The 14,474-nt window shown below is 60.7% G+C and carries 15 protein-coding genes; 9 read left to right on the plus strand and 6 right to left on the minus strand.

All coding sequences use genetic code 11. From position 1 onward, the window contains the following. Positions 1–11 precede the first annotated feature (11 nt). On the minus strand, positions 12–929 hold the full coding sequence (locus tag INS80_RS11625) for a DMT family transporter (protein WP_192965796.1): 918 nt from the start codon (positions 927–929) through the stop codon (positions 12–14). A 97-nt stretch (positions 930–1,026) separates the two neighbouring features. Beyond that, positions 1,027–2,049 carry a ketol-acid reductoisomerase gene (ilvC, locus tag INS80_RS11630; RefSeq protein WP_192965797.1) on the minus strand — a complete coding sequence of 341 codons (1,023 nt, stop codon included), beginning with the start codon at positions 2,047–2,049 and terminating at the stop codon, positions 1,027–1,029. Positions 2,050–2,179: 130 nt separating this feature from the next. Between ilvC and INS80_RS11635 the strand changes: the two genes are divergently transcribed. The 3 genes from INS80_RS11635 to INS80_RS11645 all read left to right on the plus strand — a co-directional run bounded on the left by INS80_RS11635 (position 2,180) and on the right by INS80_RS11645 (position 4,411). Beyond that, entirely contained in the window at positions 2,180–2,635 is a 456-nt protein-coding gene (locus INS80_RS11635; RefSeq protein ID WP_192965798.1) for an Lrp/AsnC family transcriptional regulator, read from the plus strand. After that, positions 2,632–3,093, plus strand: a complete 462-nt coding sequence (locus INS80_RS11640) for an Lrp/AsnC family transcriptional regulator (RefSeq protein WP_192965799.1) — start codon at positions 2,632–2,634, stop codon at positions 3,091–3,093. The genes INS80_RS11635 and INS80_RS11640 overlap by 4 nt, the downstream gene beginning before the upstream one ends. Before the next feature lie 193 nt (positions 3,094–3,286). Beyond that, positions 3,287–4,411 (plus strand): aminotransferase class V-fold PLP-dependent enzyme, encoded by a 1,125-nt coding sequence (locus INS80_RS11645; protein ID WP_192965800.1) that lies wholly within the window; start codon positions 3,287–3,289, stop codon positions 4,409–4,411. 24 nt (positions 4,412–4,435) lie between these two features. On the opposite strand, the gene INS80_RS11650 is transcribed toward INS80_RS11645, so the two are convergent. From INS80_RS11650 to paaZ, 3 genes are all read right to left on the minus strand, one after another. After that, positions 4,436–5,398, minus strand: a complete 963-nt coding sequence (locus INS80_RS11650) for an alpha/beta fold hydrolase (RefSeq protein ID WP_192965801.1) — start codon at positions 5,396–5,398, stop codon at positions 4,436–4,438. A 24-nt stretch (positions 5,399–5,422) separates the two neighbouring features. Beyond that, complete coding sequence (locus INS80_RS11655; protein WP_192965802.1) at positions 5,423–6,220, minus strand: PaaX family transcriptional regulator C-terminal domain-containing protein; 798 nt, start codon at positions 6,218–6,220, stop codon at positions 5,423–5,425. Positions 6,221–6,291: 71 nt separating this feature from the next. Beyond that, the gene (gene paaZ, locus INS80_RS11660) at positions 6,292–8,322 is read right to left on the minus strand and encodes a phenylacetic acid degradation bifunctional protein PaaZ (RefSeq protein ID WP_192965803.1); all 2,031 of its coding nucleotides are present in this window, start codon (positions 8,320–8,322) and stop codon (positions 6,292–6,294) included. A 189-nt stretch (positions 8,323–8,511) separates the two neighbouring features. Between paaZ and paaG the strand changes: the two genes are divergently transcribed. The 5 genes from paaG to INS80_RS11685 all read left to right on the plus strand — a co-directional run bounded on the left by paaG (position 8,512) and on the right by INS80_RS11685 (position 12,514). Next, positions 8,512–9,297, plus strand: coding sequence for a 2-(1,2-epoxy-1,2-dihydrophenyl)acetyl-CoA isomerase PaaG (gene paaG / locus INS80_RS11665; protein ID WP_192965804.1), 786 nt, complete (start codon positions 8,512–8,514; stop codon positions 9,295–9,297). 2 nt (positions 9,298–9,299) lie between these two features. After that, the gene (paaI, locus tag INS80_RS11670; RefSeq protein WP_192965805.1) at positions 9,300–9,725 is read left to right on the plus strand and encodes a hydroxyphenylacetyl-CoA thioesterase PaaI; all 426 of its coding nucleotides are present in this window, start codon (positions 9,300–9,302) and stop codon (positions 9,723–9,725) included. Between the two features lie 14 nt (positions 9,726–9,739). Then, positions 9,740–11,050, plus strand: coding sequence for a phenylacetate--CoA ligase PaaK (gene paaK, locus INS80_RS11675; RefSeq protein WP_192965806.1), 1,311 nt, complete (start codon positions 9,740–9,742; stop codon positions 11,048–11,050). Between the two features lie 7 nt (positions 11,051–11,057). After that, positions 11,058–11,654: a TetR/AcrR family transcriptional regulator gene (locus INS80_RS11680; RefSeq protein ID WP_192965807.1), complete on the plus strand. Its 597-nt coding sequence runs from the start codon at positions 11,058–11,060 to the stop codon at positions 11,652–11,654. A 206-nt stretch (positions 11,655–11,860) separates the two neighbouring features. Further along, positions 11,861–12,514 carry a PEP-CTERM sorting domain-containing protein gene (locus INS80_RS11685; protein WP_192965808.1) on the plus strand — a complete coding sequence of 218 codons (654 nt, stop codon included), beginning with the start codon at positions 11,861–11,863 and terminating at the stop codon, positions 12,512–12,514. Positions 12,515–12,606: 92 nt separating this feature from the next. Here INS80_RS11685 and INS80_RS11690 read toward each other — a convergent pair whose 3' ends face one another. Next, positions 12,607–13,293 carry a rhomboid family intramembrane serine protease gene (locus INS80_RS11690; protein WP_192965809.1) on the minus strand — a complete coding sequence of 229 codons (687 nt, stop codon included), beginning with the start codon at positions 13,291–13,293 and terminating at the stop codon, positions 12,607–12,609. Positions 13,294–13,427: 134 nt separating this feature from the next. Here INS80_RS11690 and trpS point away from each other — a divergent pair, with 134 nt between their 5' ends. After that, complete coding sequence (gene trpS / locus INS80_RS11695) at positions 13,428–14,456, plus strand: tryptophan--tRNA ligase (RefSeq protein ID WP_192965810.1); 1,029 nt, start codon at positions 13,428–13,430, stop codon at positions 14,454–14,456. Positions 14,457–14,474 lie beyond the last annotated feature (18 nt).

Here is a 14,474-nt window from a genome sequence, read left to right on the forward strand (position 1 = left end):
AGCCGTCTGCACTAGCTGGCGACACCAGCGCGTCGGCGGGGCGCGCGGCTCAGTAAAAGACCGCCAAGGATCAGGGCAAGGGCAGCAAACAGCTGCGGCGGCACGGCTTCGTTCAAAAGTAGCGCACCGAACAGGACTGACCAGACCGGAACCTGGTAGTTCACGGTGGACAAAAAGGCCGGTCCGGCGCTGCGGGCGATCTGCACCAGAAGGATCTGCGCCAGCGCGGTCGGGAACAGGCCAAGGTAGAGGATTGCCATCATCGGGCGTGCCTCGGGGAGTGACGGGACGCCTTCCTGTAGCAGTGCAACGGGTACGATCAGGACGCTTGCACATATCAGGGCGGCGGCCGACAGTGACAGCATGTTCACGGAAGGTGCCAGCCGGGTCACTATCGCACCGATGGCATAACAGAGCGCAGCCCCCACGCAGGCAAGGCGCGCGAGGGATTCAAAATCGGTGCCAGCGCTACTGAGGGCATCCAGGCCAATCAGAACCAGAACGCCCGCAAAGCCGGTCAGAAACCCGATGCTGCGGCGCAGGGTCATGGCCTCTCCGGGCACAAGGAGATGCGCCAGTGGCAGCACGAACAATGGCACCACCGCCATGCAGACCCCGGCAAAACCGCTGGCCACATAGGTCTGTCCCCAACTGAGCAGGGCAAAGGGAACGGCGTTGCTGAACATGCCCATGCCAAGGGCTGACAGCCAGATCAGACGTCCGGTTCCGGTATTGATCGGCGGCAGGTGCAGGCCCATCACGCGCAGGATGGTCAGCAGGCTTAGGGCGCCGATGGCAATGCGCGCTGCTGCGATGGTCACCGGGCCGACGTCTGCAAGCGCGACCGAGACCGCCATGAAGGACGCACCCCAGATCATTCCTAGGAACAGAAGTTTGATCCAGTTGAGTGTGCCCGCGCCGTGCTGCATTTGAAATCTCCAAAGAAAATGGGCGCCCCGATGAAATGGAGCGCCCTTGCAGAGGAATAAGGCGACGGGCAAAGCCCGCCAAGCCCAAAGTGGCGCCTTAGTTCTTGTCTTTATCGACCAGCTTGCCGGCCGAGATCCAGGGCATCATGTCGCGCAGTTTCTTGCCGACCTGTTCGATCTGGTGTTCGTCGTTGTGGCGACGGGCGGCCTTGATGGTGGGCTGACCCACGGCGTTCTCCAGCATGAAGTCACGCACAAACTTGCCGGTCTGGATGTCCGACAGGGTTTCCTTCATCGCCTTCTTGGTCTGCTCGTAGGGCAGGATGCGCGGGCCGGTGACATACTGGCCGTATTCGGCAGTGTTGGAGATCGAGTAGTCCATGTTGGCGATGCCGCCTTCATAGATCAGGTCCACGATCAGCTTGGTTTCGTGCAGACACTCGAAATAGGCCATCTCGGGCGCGTAGCCTGCTTCGACCAGGGTTTCGAAACCGCAGCGGATCAGCTCGACGATACCACCACATAGAACCGCCTGCTCACCGAAGAGGTCGGTTTCGCATTCTTCGCGGAAATTGGTCTCGATGATGCCCGAACGGCCGCCACCGATGGCGGAGCAGTAGGACAGGCCGATTTCCAGCGCCTTGCCGGTTGCATCGGTGTCAACGGCCACCAGGCAGGGCACGCCGCCGCCTTTGGTGTATTCGCCGCGCACGGTGTGGCCGGGGCCTTTGGGGGCCATCATGATGACGTCGACGCCTTCTTTCGGCTCGATCAGGCCGAAGTGCACGTTCAGACCGTGGGCAAATGCGATGGCTGCACCGGGACGGATGTTGTCGTGGACGTATTTCTTGTAGGTCTCTGCCTGAAGTTCATCGGGCATGGTGAACATGATGACGTCGCACCAGGCTGCCGCTTCGGCGATACCCATGACCTGCAGACCTTCGGCTTCGGCTTTCTTGGCCGAGGCGGAGCCTTCGCGCAGGGCGACGACAAGGTTCTTGGCGCCGCTGTCGCGCAGGTTCAGGGCGTGGGCGTGGCCCTGCGATCCGTAGCCCAGGATGGCTACTTTCTTGTCCTTGATCAGGTTCACATCGCAGTCGCGGTCGTAGTAAACGCGCATGTCAAAATCCTCCGGTTGACGTTTGAGGCAGAGCATAAGGGGGCAGAGAGCAAAGGCGATGGGTTTTGACGCGTAATTCCGCCCATTTTCGGAGTAGTCATTCGTCAGATGATACAATACTGATTGAATCATGCTTGATGATCTTGATCGGCGCATCCTGCGCCACATGCAAAGTGACCCGGAGCAATCGATTCCGGACCTGGCAGACCGGTTGGGGCTGACCTCGTCGCGTCTGTCGCGACGGCTGGAGAAACTGCGCGAGGCGGGCGTGATCCTGGGCCAGCGTGCGGTGATCGACTGGCGCGCACTGGGCTATGCGGTGGAGGTTTCGCTCAGGGTAACGCTGGACAAGACCAATCCACGCGCCTTTGACGAATTCATCGAGGCTGCGCGCCAGATCCCTGAGGTGCTGGAGATCCAGACCTTCCTTGGCCAGGTGGATGTGCGCCTTTCGGTGATTGCCCGCGACATGCCACACTACCAGGAAATCTACCGCGCCCGGATTCTGACCTTGCCGCATATCACCGATATCGAGGCTCTGATGCATGTGGCGCGGATCAAATCGAACGAAAGCCTGCCGCTATGAGCCGCGCTGATCTGGACGATATCGATTTCGCGATCCTGCGGGCACTGTCCCAGGATGCGACCCGATCTGCCGGGGCGCTGGGGCGGGAACTGGAGCTCAGCCAGCCTGCAACTTGGCGTCGCATCCGTCGCTTGCAGGAGGCTGGCATTCTTGCGGGGCGTCGGCTGGAGCTTGACAGCAAGGCGCTTGGCTTTGGTGTTACAGTTTTCCTGGGCATCAAATTGGCCACCAAGGGGCGGGTCAGCCTCGAGGATTTCGAGCGCGCCGTTTCCGCCATTCCCGAGGTGCAGACGGTGGAGCATGTGCTGGGTATGTATGACTACCGCCTGCGGGTCACCGCGCGGGACATTGCCGATTTCGAACGGGTGCTGCGGCGCCGGGTCATGACCTTGCCAGGCGTGGGCAATGTGGATGCCAATGTTTTGCTCTCCGAAGAGCGTAGGCCGGGTCCGCTGTGATAGGTTACAGTCTGTCGATGATCGGAAACGGGGTTTCCTCCGTTGGCCCCTGAACCGGCGGGGTCGGGCTGTGCTTCCCGGTCAACTCTGTTCATATCAGCGCATGCCTGACCGCCCTGTATGCCAAAGTAGACTTTGCCAAAGGCAGACACGGGCATTAGCGGTAGACGGGATGAAATAAGGAGGATCACCGATGGCATTGCTGAAAACCGTGGACCCGGAGGGCCTCGAGGAATTCTCGGTGGTCTTTACGGACCGCTCTCTCAACCACATGTCGCAGGCTTTCCAGCAGGTCATGCGGGACATCAGCACTATGCTGAAAGAGGTCTACAGTGCCGAGGCCGTCGCCCTGGTGCCCGGTGGCGGCACCTTCGCGATGGAGGCGGTGGCCCGCCAGTTTGCCGGTGGTGCAAATGTGCTGGTCGTGCGCAATGGCTGGTTCTCCTACCGCTGGAGCCAGATCTTTGAAAGCGGCGGCTTTACCGCATCAAGCACGGTTATGAAGGCGCGCCAGACCGGCAACACCGTGCCCGCGCCCTTTGCCCCTGCTCCGATCGAGGATGTGGTCGCCGCCATTCGCGAGCAAAAACCGGATATCGTCTTTGCCCCCCATGTGGAAACCTCGGCTGGGGTGATCCTGCCCGATGATTACGTCACTGCCATGGCCGCCGCCGCTCATGAGGTCGGCGCGCTGATGGTGCTGGACTGTATCGCCTCGGGCTGTGCCTGGGTCGATATGAAGGCCACAGGCGTCGATGTGCTGATCTCGGCCCCGCAAAAGGGCTGGAGCGCGTCGCCCTCTGCCGGTCTGGTTATGTTCTCGGATGCGGCGCTCGCGCGGCTCGAAGAAACCACATCTGACAGTTTTGCCCTCAACCTCAAACAGTGGCGCACGATCATGAAAGCCTATGAGGACGGTGGTCATGCCTATCATGCCACAATGCCGACGGATGCCCTGCGTGCCTTCCGCGATACCATGTTGGAAACCCGCGACTACGGATTTGATCGCTTGCGGGATGCGCAATGGCAGCTCGGCGACGGGGTGCGTACCTATCTGAAGGGCAAGGGCATTGTGTCGGTGGCCGCCGATGGGTTCGGTGCGCCGGGCGTTGTTGTCAGCTACACCAATGATCCCGAGATCCAGAACGGCAAGAAATTCGCGGCCCTCGGCATGCAGATCGCAGCCGGTGTGCCGCTGCAATGTGATGAGCCCGAAGGCTTCAGTACCTTCCGTCTGGGGCTCTTTGGTCTGGATAAGCTATATGACGTGGAAGGGACCTTGAAGCGTCTGACATCGGTCCTTGATCAGGTTCTCTGAGGCGCATGCGCCGGCCTGCTGCACTTACTTTGGCAGGTCGGCCACTGTTGCGCGAATGAACTCTTCACAAAGAGCCGCTTGAGTGATCGGGAGCATATGCCCCAGGCCCGGCTCGATGCGGCATCCAAGGCCAAAGGCCTCCATCGCGCGCCCGTTTTCCTCGGCGCTGAGGAGCACATCGTCGGCGCCAAACAGCACCGCGCCCGGCGTGCGCAGATCGCGGGCATAGCGGGCAGCCTGCTCCGTTATGGCCGGGTACAGGAGCGTCGCATCGGCAGAGGCGGCGATAAAACTCTGCGGACGCAGGCCTAAAACACCGCCAGCGCGATCCAGGAAATCGTCCGGGCAGGTTTCTGGTGCGAAAACCTGTGTGAGCACCGCATCGGCCGTCTTCTTGGCTGCCGGGACTGCGACAGTATGGGCCATCAGCCGCCGCATCATCGGGGAGTTGACAATCAACCCCTTGAAGACATCGGAGCCGCCCTCGGACGGGTGTGTCAACGGCGCTAGCAACGCCAGTCCGCGGATCTTGGCCGGGCTGGCAAGCGCCATGGCCAGGGAAACAGCTCCGCCAAGGGAGTGACCGACCAGAACCGGCGCCTCGATGCCCTTGGCATCCAGAACCTCCTGGATCATCGCCGCCTGACAAGGCAGCCGCGCCAGCGTATCGCTGTTTCGGGTTGAATAGCCGCATCCGGGACGATCCAGCGCGATCACGTGGAAATCTTTGGCCAGTTGGCCCGCCAAAGCATAAGTGAAATGCTGTAGCTGTCCCGACAGCCCATGGATAAGCACCAAGGGCTGAGCGTCCTTTTGGCCCATCTCGACATAGTGAATGCGCCCATGGGGCGTTTGGTGGAACTGGCCAACCGGGGGCACGAGGTCTTCGGCTTCGCTCGCCATCTTACGAGTGCTGATATGGGCTGCGCCAAGCAGGGCTGCGGGCAGGGCAAGGGCCGCAAGAGAAATCGTTGCGAGAGCTGACATTGAAAATTCCTTTGTCCAACAGGCTTAAGGTGCAGTGTTCAAATCAGAGAGGTCAGGAGAGGGCAGGGTATCCAACAAGTCAAAGACCCGGCTACGGCAGCTTTCGCCGCGCCAGCCGGTGGGGTGAAACAACGGGGGCAGTCCCGGATGGCGCAGTACGATCCGCCGCCAGTGGTGGACAATCAGCGTGCGCAGCGTGGCGATTTGCTCTGCACCCAATGTCGCAGGGGGAGATGAAATGCGTTGGAGCGCCACATCCAGCGTCGAACACGCCGTCTGCAACTCTTGCGGAAACAGTCGCTCTTTGAGCCAGCTTGGAACCGAGATCTTCGAGACTTCGACCGCGAGAAGATCCTCCAGGTTTTCAGGACTTTTTCCGTGCCCGAGCGCGGTGTGGCGGTTCACGGCGATGTAGTTCGGCAGCAACAGAACATCGTCGAGCATATCCTGACCTGAACCGTCCTCTGAGATGAGAAGATGCCAGTCTGTGGGCGCTGGCGGGTTGCGCTGGTAGATTCTTGGTGTGACGGCCGCGGACTGGCTGCGTCCAAACTCGGTGAGGAAATGCACCGAGGCGCGCCCCGCGCGCGCGCTTTCGATCCAGCCGTCCTTGCGCAGGCGATGCAGCGCGACGCGGATGGCTTCGGGTTTGATCCCCATCGGGGTGATGATGCGCGTCAGCGCCCCGCCGCTGATCTGTGCGCCTTCCTTCTGGGCCAGATCGCCAAACAGAGACACGATAATGGACCAGACCCGCAGGTTCTGCGGATCATTCAACTGGGCGACGCTGGTCTCGAACCACTGGTTTTGCTTTGTGCTCATGTGCACAGAATAGAATGCCCGGGCCGCTTGCGCCAGCCCGGGCAGAATTTCCGTTTGATTGCCGCCAGCTATCAGAAGGCGTTCATGGTCAGAAGCTCGTATTCCGCAACCAGGTCGCCATCCTGGTTGGTCAGGGTCACGTGCCAGCGGACCTCGCCGTATTCCTCGTTGCGGGGTGTCTTCTTCTTCACGGTGAGGCGCACCTTGATGCTATCCCCTGCCGAAACCGGCTTCATGAAGCGCAGACCGTCCAGGCCAGTATTGGCCAGAACCGGCCCTTCATCCGGCTGCACGAAGAGACCCGCAGCAAAAGACAGCAGCAGGTAGCCATGCGCCACGCGGCCTGGGAAGAACGGGTTCCGCTTGGCTGCGGCGTCGTCCATATGGGCATAGAAGGTGTCGCCAGTGAAATGGGCGAAATGTTCGATATCGTCAAGCGTAACGGTGCGGGGGTCGGTGTGGAGCGTCTCCCCGATGGACAATTCACCATACTTACGGGTGAAGGGATGCGCGGGGCCGGTGATTTCGGCACCACCTGGCACCCATTTTTCGCCAATCGCCGACAGGATATCGGGGCTGCCCTGGATCGCGGTGCGCTGCATGTAATGTTTGACGCCGCGCACACCGCCCATTTCCTCGCCGCCGCCCGCGCGGCCCGGGCCGCCATGCACCATATGGGGCAGCGGGGAGCCGTGACCGGTGGATTCCTTCATCGAGTCTCGGTTGTTGAAGTAAAGCCGCCCGTGGAAGGCACCAGCTCCAAGCGCCACCTGACGCGCGACCGCCGGATCATGGGTGATGACCGAGGCCACAAGCGAGCCTTGACCGCGGTTGGCGATCTCGATGGCGTGGTTCAGATCGCGGTAGCCCATGACGGTGGAAACAGGGCCGAAGGCCTCGGTGTCGTGCACGCGCTGGGCGGTATCGGGGTTCTCGCAGTGGAACAGCATTGGCGGCACAAAGGCGCCCTGGTCGGCATCCGCGCCTTCGACGGTGAAGTTCTCCGGGTCGCCAAAGACTCGCGTCGCTTCGGTTGCGATCAGGGCGGCCTTTTCCAGAACGTCGCGTTTCTGGCTGTTTGAGACCAGTGCACCCATGCGGGTGGTTTCCAGACGCGGATCGCCGATCACCACTTTGGACAAGCGCGCGGACAGCGCCTCAATGACCGCCTGAACCTGTGCTTCGGGCGCGATGATGCGGCGCACAGCGGTACATTTCTGTCCGGCCTTCGCGGTCATCTCGCGGGAGACTTCCTTGATGAAAAGATCGAATTCCGGCGTGCCGGGCACCGCGTCCGGCCCCAGGATCGAGGCGTTGAGACTGTCCTGCTCGGCAACGAAACGCACCGAGTTTTCCAGGATCGCCGGGGTGTTGCGCAGTTTCAGCGCGGTATCGGCCGAGCCGGTGAAGCTGACCACATCCTGGCAGCCAAGGCGGTCCAGCATGTCGCCGGTGCTGCCCGACACAAGCTGCAGCGCGCCCTCGGGCAGGATGCCGCTGTCCAGCATGATCTTTACGGCCAGCTCGGTCACATAGCAGGTCGCGGTTGCGGGCTTCACGATGGAGGGCACACCGGCAAGAAGGGTAGGGGCCAGTTTTTCCAGCATGCCCCAGACCGGGAAGTTGAAGGCGTTGATATGCACTGCAACCCCTTGCAGCGGCGTGCAGATATGCTGGCCCAGGAAAGTGCCGGTACGGCTGAGCTGCTCGATATCGCCGTCCAGATAGACATGGCCATCGGGCATCTCGCGGCGGCCTTTGGAAGCGAAGACGAACATGGTGCCGATGCCGCCATCAATGTCGATCATATGATCGGACTGCGTGGCGCCGGTGTGGAAGGACAGATCGTAAAGCGCATCCTTGTGCTTGCCCAGCTCGGTTGCCAGCGCCTTCAGCATGCGGGCACGGTCGTGGAAGGTCAGCTTGCGCAGGGCGGGGCCGCCCACTTTGCGGGCATGATCCAGCATTGCCTGCACATCAAGGTCATCGTTGCCTGCGGTGGCGATCACGGCGCCGGTGACGGCGCTGGCGATATTACGCGCCCCTGCGCCGGGTTTCACCCATTCCCCTGCGGCGTAGCTGGAAATCTCAAGAAGGCTCATTGCTCTCTCCCTAGGTTGCCCTGCCGCGCCATAACAACCCAAGGGCGGCGCGCGGGGCCTGATTGAATTGCGATATATATTGACCGTCCGGTCGGTTTATGCAAGAAAATTGTCCAAGAGGCCGTCGTGCCGGTGTTTTCGCTATGAAAACAGGGTTTTGGCGGAGGGAATGACATATGGGAGCGGGAAATGGCTGACTCGATTCTGGTTGCGGATCATGGGGCTTGGGTGGAAATCACCCTCAACCGCCCGGACCGTCTGAACAGCTTCAACGATGAAATGCACTATGCGCTACGCGCCGCATTGGAGGCCGCCCGGGATGGTGGGGCCCGTGCTGTTCTGCTGACGGGTGCTGGGCGTGGCTTTTGCGCCGGCCAGGATCTGGGTGACCGCGATCCGCGCAAGATGGATGGCCCGCCGGACCTCGGCAACACTGTGCGCACCTTCTATGCGCCGCTGGTGCGGCTGATCCGCTCGCTGAACTTCCCGGTGATCTGTGCTGTGAATGGCGTCGCGGCCGGGGCAGGGGCCAATATCGCGCTCGCCTGTGACGTGGTTCTGGCCGCCGAAAGCGCCAAGTTCATCCAGTCCTTCTCGAAAGTGGGCCTGATCCCGGATACCGGCGGCAGCTGGCATCTGCCACGTCTGCTGGGCGAAGCCCGCGCCAAGGGGCTGGCCTTCACCGCCGAGCCGCTGCCAGCAAAAAAGGCCGAAGACTGGGGGCTGATCTGGAAGGCGCTGCCCGATGACGAACTGATGAGTGAGGCGCGCGCCATGGCCGAGAAGTTCGGCAACGGTCCGACCTTGGGCATGGGCCTGACCAAGCAATGCATTCAGGCCGCCGCCGTGGACACGCTGACCGACCATCTTGAGATGGAAGCAGACGCGATGAAAACCTGCGGCGAAAGCGCCGATTATGCCGAAGGCGTCGCCTCTTTCCTGGAAAAACGCCAGCCGGTCTTCAAGGGCAAATGAGCATGACACCAAAAGAACGCGCCGAGAAATCCAGCGCCGCCATGTGGGCCAGCGACAATGCGTCGAAATGGGCCGGGATGGAGATTGCTGAGGTCGATGAAGGCCGCGCCGTGCTGCAACTGACGGTGGAGGCCCATCATTGCAACGGCCATGGCATCTGCCATGGGGGCGTCACCTTCATGCTGGCCGACAGCGCCTTTGCCTTTGCCTGCAACAGCCGCAACCAGTCGACCGTGGCGCAAAGCAACAGCATTACCTATACCGCGCCGGGCCGCCTGGGCGACCGGCTGACCGCCGATGCGCGCGAGGTCTCTCTGACAGGGCGCAGCGGTATTTACGACGTGACAGTAAGAAATCAGGATGACCTGGTGATCGCAGAGTTTCGGGGCCAGTCCCGCGCGATCAAGGGCCATCTGTTCGAAGAATAGGTGAGGAGGACGCCATGAAAGACCTGACCCCCAACAAGAGCGATCTCGACGCGATCGAAATCGCATCGATCGACGAAATTCGCAGTCTTCAACTGGAGCGGCTTAAGTGGTCGTTGCGCCATGCCTATGAAAACGTGCCGATGTACAAGCAGCGGTTCGACGAGGCGGGCGTACACCCCGATGACCTGCAACAACTGTCAGACCTTGCGAAGTTCCCCTTCACCTACAAGAACGACCTGCGCGACAACTACCCGTTCGGCCTGTTTGCCGTGCCGCGCGAAGAGATCATCCGCCTGCATGCCTCCTCCGGCACCACGGGCAAGCCGACCGTTGTGGGTTACACCAAGAATGACATCGACAATTGGGCCGATCTGGTCGCGCGGTCTTTGCGCGCCGCCGGTCTGCGCAAGGGCAACATGGTGCATAACGCCTATGGCTATGGTCTGTTCACTGGCGGCCTTGGCGCCCATTACGGGATCGAACGCCTTGGCGCCACAGTCGTGCCAATGTCCGGCGGTCAGACCGAGAAACAGGTGGGCCTGATCACCGATTTCCAGCCAGATGGGATCATGGTGACGCCCTCTTACATGCTGAACATCCTTGAGCAGTACCACAAGGTGGGTCTTGACCCGCGTGAAAGCTCGCTGCAGGTGGGTATCTTCGGCGCCGAACCCTGGACCGACGCCATGCGCAAGGAGGTCGAGGACGCCTTTGATATGCATGCGGTGGATATTTACGGCCTTTCGGAAATCATGGGGCCCGGTGTCGCCAGCGAATGCGTGGAAACCAAGGACGGCCCGGTGATCTGGGAAGACCACTTCCTGCCCGAGATCATCGATCCCGTTACCGGTGAAGTGCTGCCCGATGGCGAGATGGGCGAGCTGGTCTTCACCACGCTCACCAAGGAAGGCCTGCCGATGGTGCGTTACCGCACCCGTGACCTGACTCGCTTGCTGCCGGGCACTGCCAGGACCATGCGCCGGATCGAAAAGATCACCGGTCGCAGTGACGACATGATCATCCTGCGCGGCGTGAACGTCTTCCCCAGCCAGATCGAGGAACAGCTGATGGCAACTGGCGGACTCGCGCCGCATTACCAGATCGAGCTCTATAAATCCGGCCGCATGGATGCGATGCGCGTCTACGTCGAGGCCAACCCGGACGCTACGGACGAGCTATCCAAGACCGCCGCAGCGCGGATGCTGACCAAGCGGATCAAGGATATGGTCGGTGTTTCGACCGAGATCATCGTCGGCGATCCCGGCGAGGTCGAGCGCAGCCAGGGCAAGGCCAAGCGCGTCATCGACAACCGCGACAAGGGGTAAGATATCCGTGGCCCGCACGATTGCAAAAGACCATGACCAGAAACGCACGCAGATCCTGAAATCTGCAGCCAAGGTGTTTGCCGAGGCCGGGTATGACCGCGCCTCGATGACCCAGCTGGCACGCGACTGCGGGATCTCCAAGGCCAATATCTACCATTACTATGACAGCAAGGATGCCGTTCTTTTCGGCCTCCTTGAAACCTATCTGAGCGATCTGCGGGATCGGGTCTGCGGGTTGGACCTGACGGGCCTCGACCCAGAGGCCCGCCTGCGCCGCATCGTGGCGGAGGTGCTCTTGGCCTACCAGGGTGCCGATAACGAACATCAGGTGCAGATCAGCGCCATGTCGGCCCTTCCTGAAGAACAGCAAAAACTGCTGCGGGGTTATCAGCGCGAACTCGTTGCCTTCATGAGCGATGCGATCAGCGCTGTGGCACCTGATGTTTTTGAGGGTGATCCGGCCAAGTTGCGCGGCGCCACAATGTCAGTCTTTGGCATGCTGAACTGGTATTACATGTGGAATTCCGGTGCCGGATCCGAGGCCCGCGAAGGCTATGCCGATATGGTTGCCACACTTACGCTCAATGGCGTGAAGGGGCTTTAGGCAGAAGCTGAGGCTCTCTACGTCACCAACGTCAGCCTTGTTTCAGCAGGCCTGTGCGGATTGTTGCAAAAGGCAGCTGCAGGAGCGCAGCCGGGGTACCGGAACAGTACATCCTCTGGCTGCTGCATTAACCATTATTAATGAAAAATTGACTCGAATCGGGCGGACTTTTACGCCGGTGTGGGAGTTTTTGTGGGGATTGCAACGTGTTAAAGATATTTTTTACAGTGGCGGTCGCCGCATTGTGTATGTCGACCTCGGCGATGGCAGCAACATTCACGGACCGTACGGCGTTTCTTGCAGCGTCCGGAACCGCGAGCGATCATACGACCGGCAATATTCCGCGCGGCACAACGTCCCGTGCATTTAGCAACGGCCTGACGGTGAGTACGCTCGGGCCGGAAATGGCCTCGGCCTCTTCATTTGGCGCCAGTGATTTAGGAATCGCAAATGCCATTCTGATCAGCGGTGTTGAGCATCTCAATTTTCAGTTCGATACGCTTCGGTTTGGGTTCGGTCTCGATATCTTCGAGTCTACTCTGGCCGGCACGATAAATGGCTGCGGAACGGCCGTCTGTAGCGACTCGACCTTTACCTTCACTTTCAAAAACGGCGGCGCGGTTGTCGGCAGCGAGACCTTCAATCCGATCAATGATACGATCGCCTTCTTCGGAGCGCTCTACGCCAACCCTTTTGACCGGGTGGAGATGCGCGAGACATCTGGCACCAATGACAATGAACGCTTTGGCGGGTTCGTCTCGACGATGGCACCGGTACCGGTCCCAGCCGCGCTGCCCTTGCTTTTGCTAGGGCTTGGAGCCGTAGGGTTCGTCGGACGACGTCGCAACGGTCGAGCCTAGGGCCACCTGCGCCGCGCCTTGGCGCGGCGCCATGCCCAACGGGATAAGGCATGTGTCATGCCGCAGACGGGCGGGAGCGCCTGTGTTTGCCTTTAGTCGTGACGGATCTTGTTGCGGACTCTTGCCCAGCCACCCGGTGCGAGGAAGAACGACAAGGCAAACCCTGTCGCAAAACCCGCCAGGTCCGCGATCCAGTCCGGCTGCCCCCCAAACAGCAGCGCAAAGAGAAGCTGGATCCCCATCAAAAAGGCAATCAGCGAAAAGGCCCGGCTTTGCTGCGCGCCGACGAGTGACAGCTGTCGCCACAGGATGTAGGTGAAGGCGCCTATCAACCCGTAGACGGCTGGGAAACCGCCGATCAACGGAACTTCAGACCCAGAAAACACTGCATATCCCACAGCGCCCCCGATGGCTGAGAGGACAAAGATCAGGATCATCGCCAGATCGCCAAAGACCTCTCCGACCATCTTGCCCATTGCCAGCACAAAGACGCAGACAAATAGCGCATGGGTAAAGCTGCCATGCACAAAGGCGTAAGAGACAAAGCGCATCAGGTGCTCCAGGGGCCATTGCCCCGTCTCCCACATCCACCAGAAGATCTCGGCTGAAAAGGCATAGGATTGAAACGCCTCGAGCCGCCAGCCCACGGCGGACGGTCCGCCGATGATGCCCCGTGCACCCAAGGAAAAGGCGGCTTCAATTCCCATGATCACCAGAACCAGCGCCACCACCACAGGCGGCAGCGGATTGACGGGGGAGGGGTTTTCGCTGCTGCTCATTTCGATTGGCCCTTTTTGCCTCGCTCCGGTCTTTTGATGTGCCCGCGCCAGCCCGCATAGGGGGCGGGCTGTTGACGACCGTTGCGCCCATGGTTAAGCCACCGCAGGCTCTATTTCCAGACGGGAGTTTCTCGATGAGCGAGACCACCTTCACGCCGCGTGTTTTTTCCGGCATCCAGCCTTCGGGCAACCTGCATCTCGGCAACTACCTTGGCGCGCTCAAGCGTTTTGTCGACTGGCAGGCCAAGGATGTGGAAACCATCTACTGCATGGTCGATCTGCACGCGATCACCGTCTGGCAGGATCCTGCGGATCTGAAGAAATCCACGCGTGAACTCTGCGCCGGTTTCATCGCGGCTGGCCTAGATCCCGAGCAGTCCATCCTGATCAACCAGAGCCAGGTGCCTGAGCATGCGCAGCTGGGTTGGGTGTTCAACTGCGTCGCCCGCATGGGCTGGATGCAGCGTATGACCCAGTTCAAGGACAAAGCAGGCAAGAATGCGCAGAACGCCTCACTGGGGCTGTTTGGCTATCCGGCGCTGATGGCGGCGGACATTCTGGTCTATCACGCGACCCACGTTCCGGTGGGCGAGGATCAGAAACAGCACCTTGAGTTGACCCGCGACATCGCCGCCAAGTTCAATCACGACTACGGCGTTGATTTCTTCCCAATGACCGAACCTGTGATCGAAGGGGCGGCGACCCGCGTCATGTCCCTGCGCGACGGCTCCAAGAAGATGTCGAAATCGGACCCATCGGATGCCAGCCGCATCAACCTGACCGATGACGCTGACGCCATCGCCAAGAAAATCCGCAAGGCCAAGACCGATCCCGAGGCTCTGCCGAGTGAAGAAAAGGGACTTGAGGACCGCCCCGAGGCCCGCAACCTGGTCAATATCTACGCCGCCCTCAACGATCAGAGCGTTGAGCAGGTGCTTGCCGATGTGGGCGGGAAGCAATTTTCCGAGTTCAAGCCGATGCTCGCGGATCTCGCGGTCTCCAAAATGGCACCGATCTCGACCGAAATGGCCCGCCTGATGAACGAGCAGGACGAGATCGACCGCATCCTGACCCGCGGCGCCGAGCGTGCGCGTGAAATCACCGCACCGATCCTGCGCAAGACTTATGACATTATTGGCATGGTCGGCCCGCGCTCCTTGTGATAGACAGGCGTATGCCCT

It is taken from the genome of Phycobacter azelaicus, assembly GCF_014884385.1.
Lineage (GTDB): Bacteria > Pseudomonadota > Alphaproteobacteria > Rhodobacterales > Rhodobacteraceae > Phycobacter > Phycobacter azelaicus.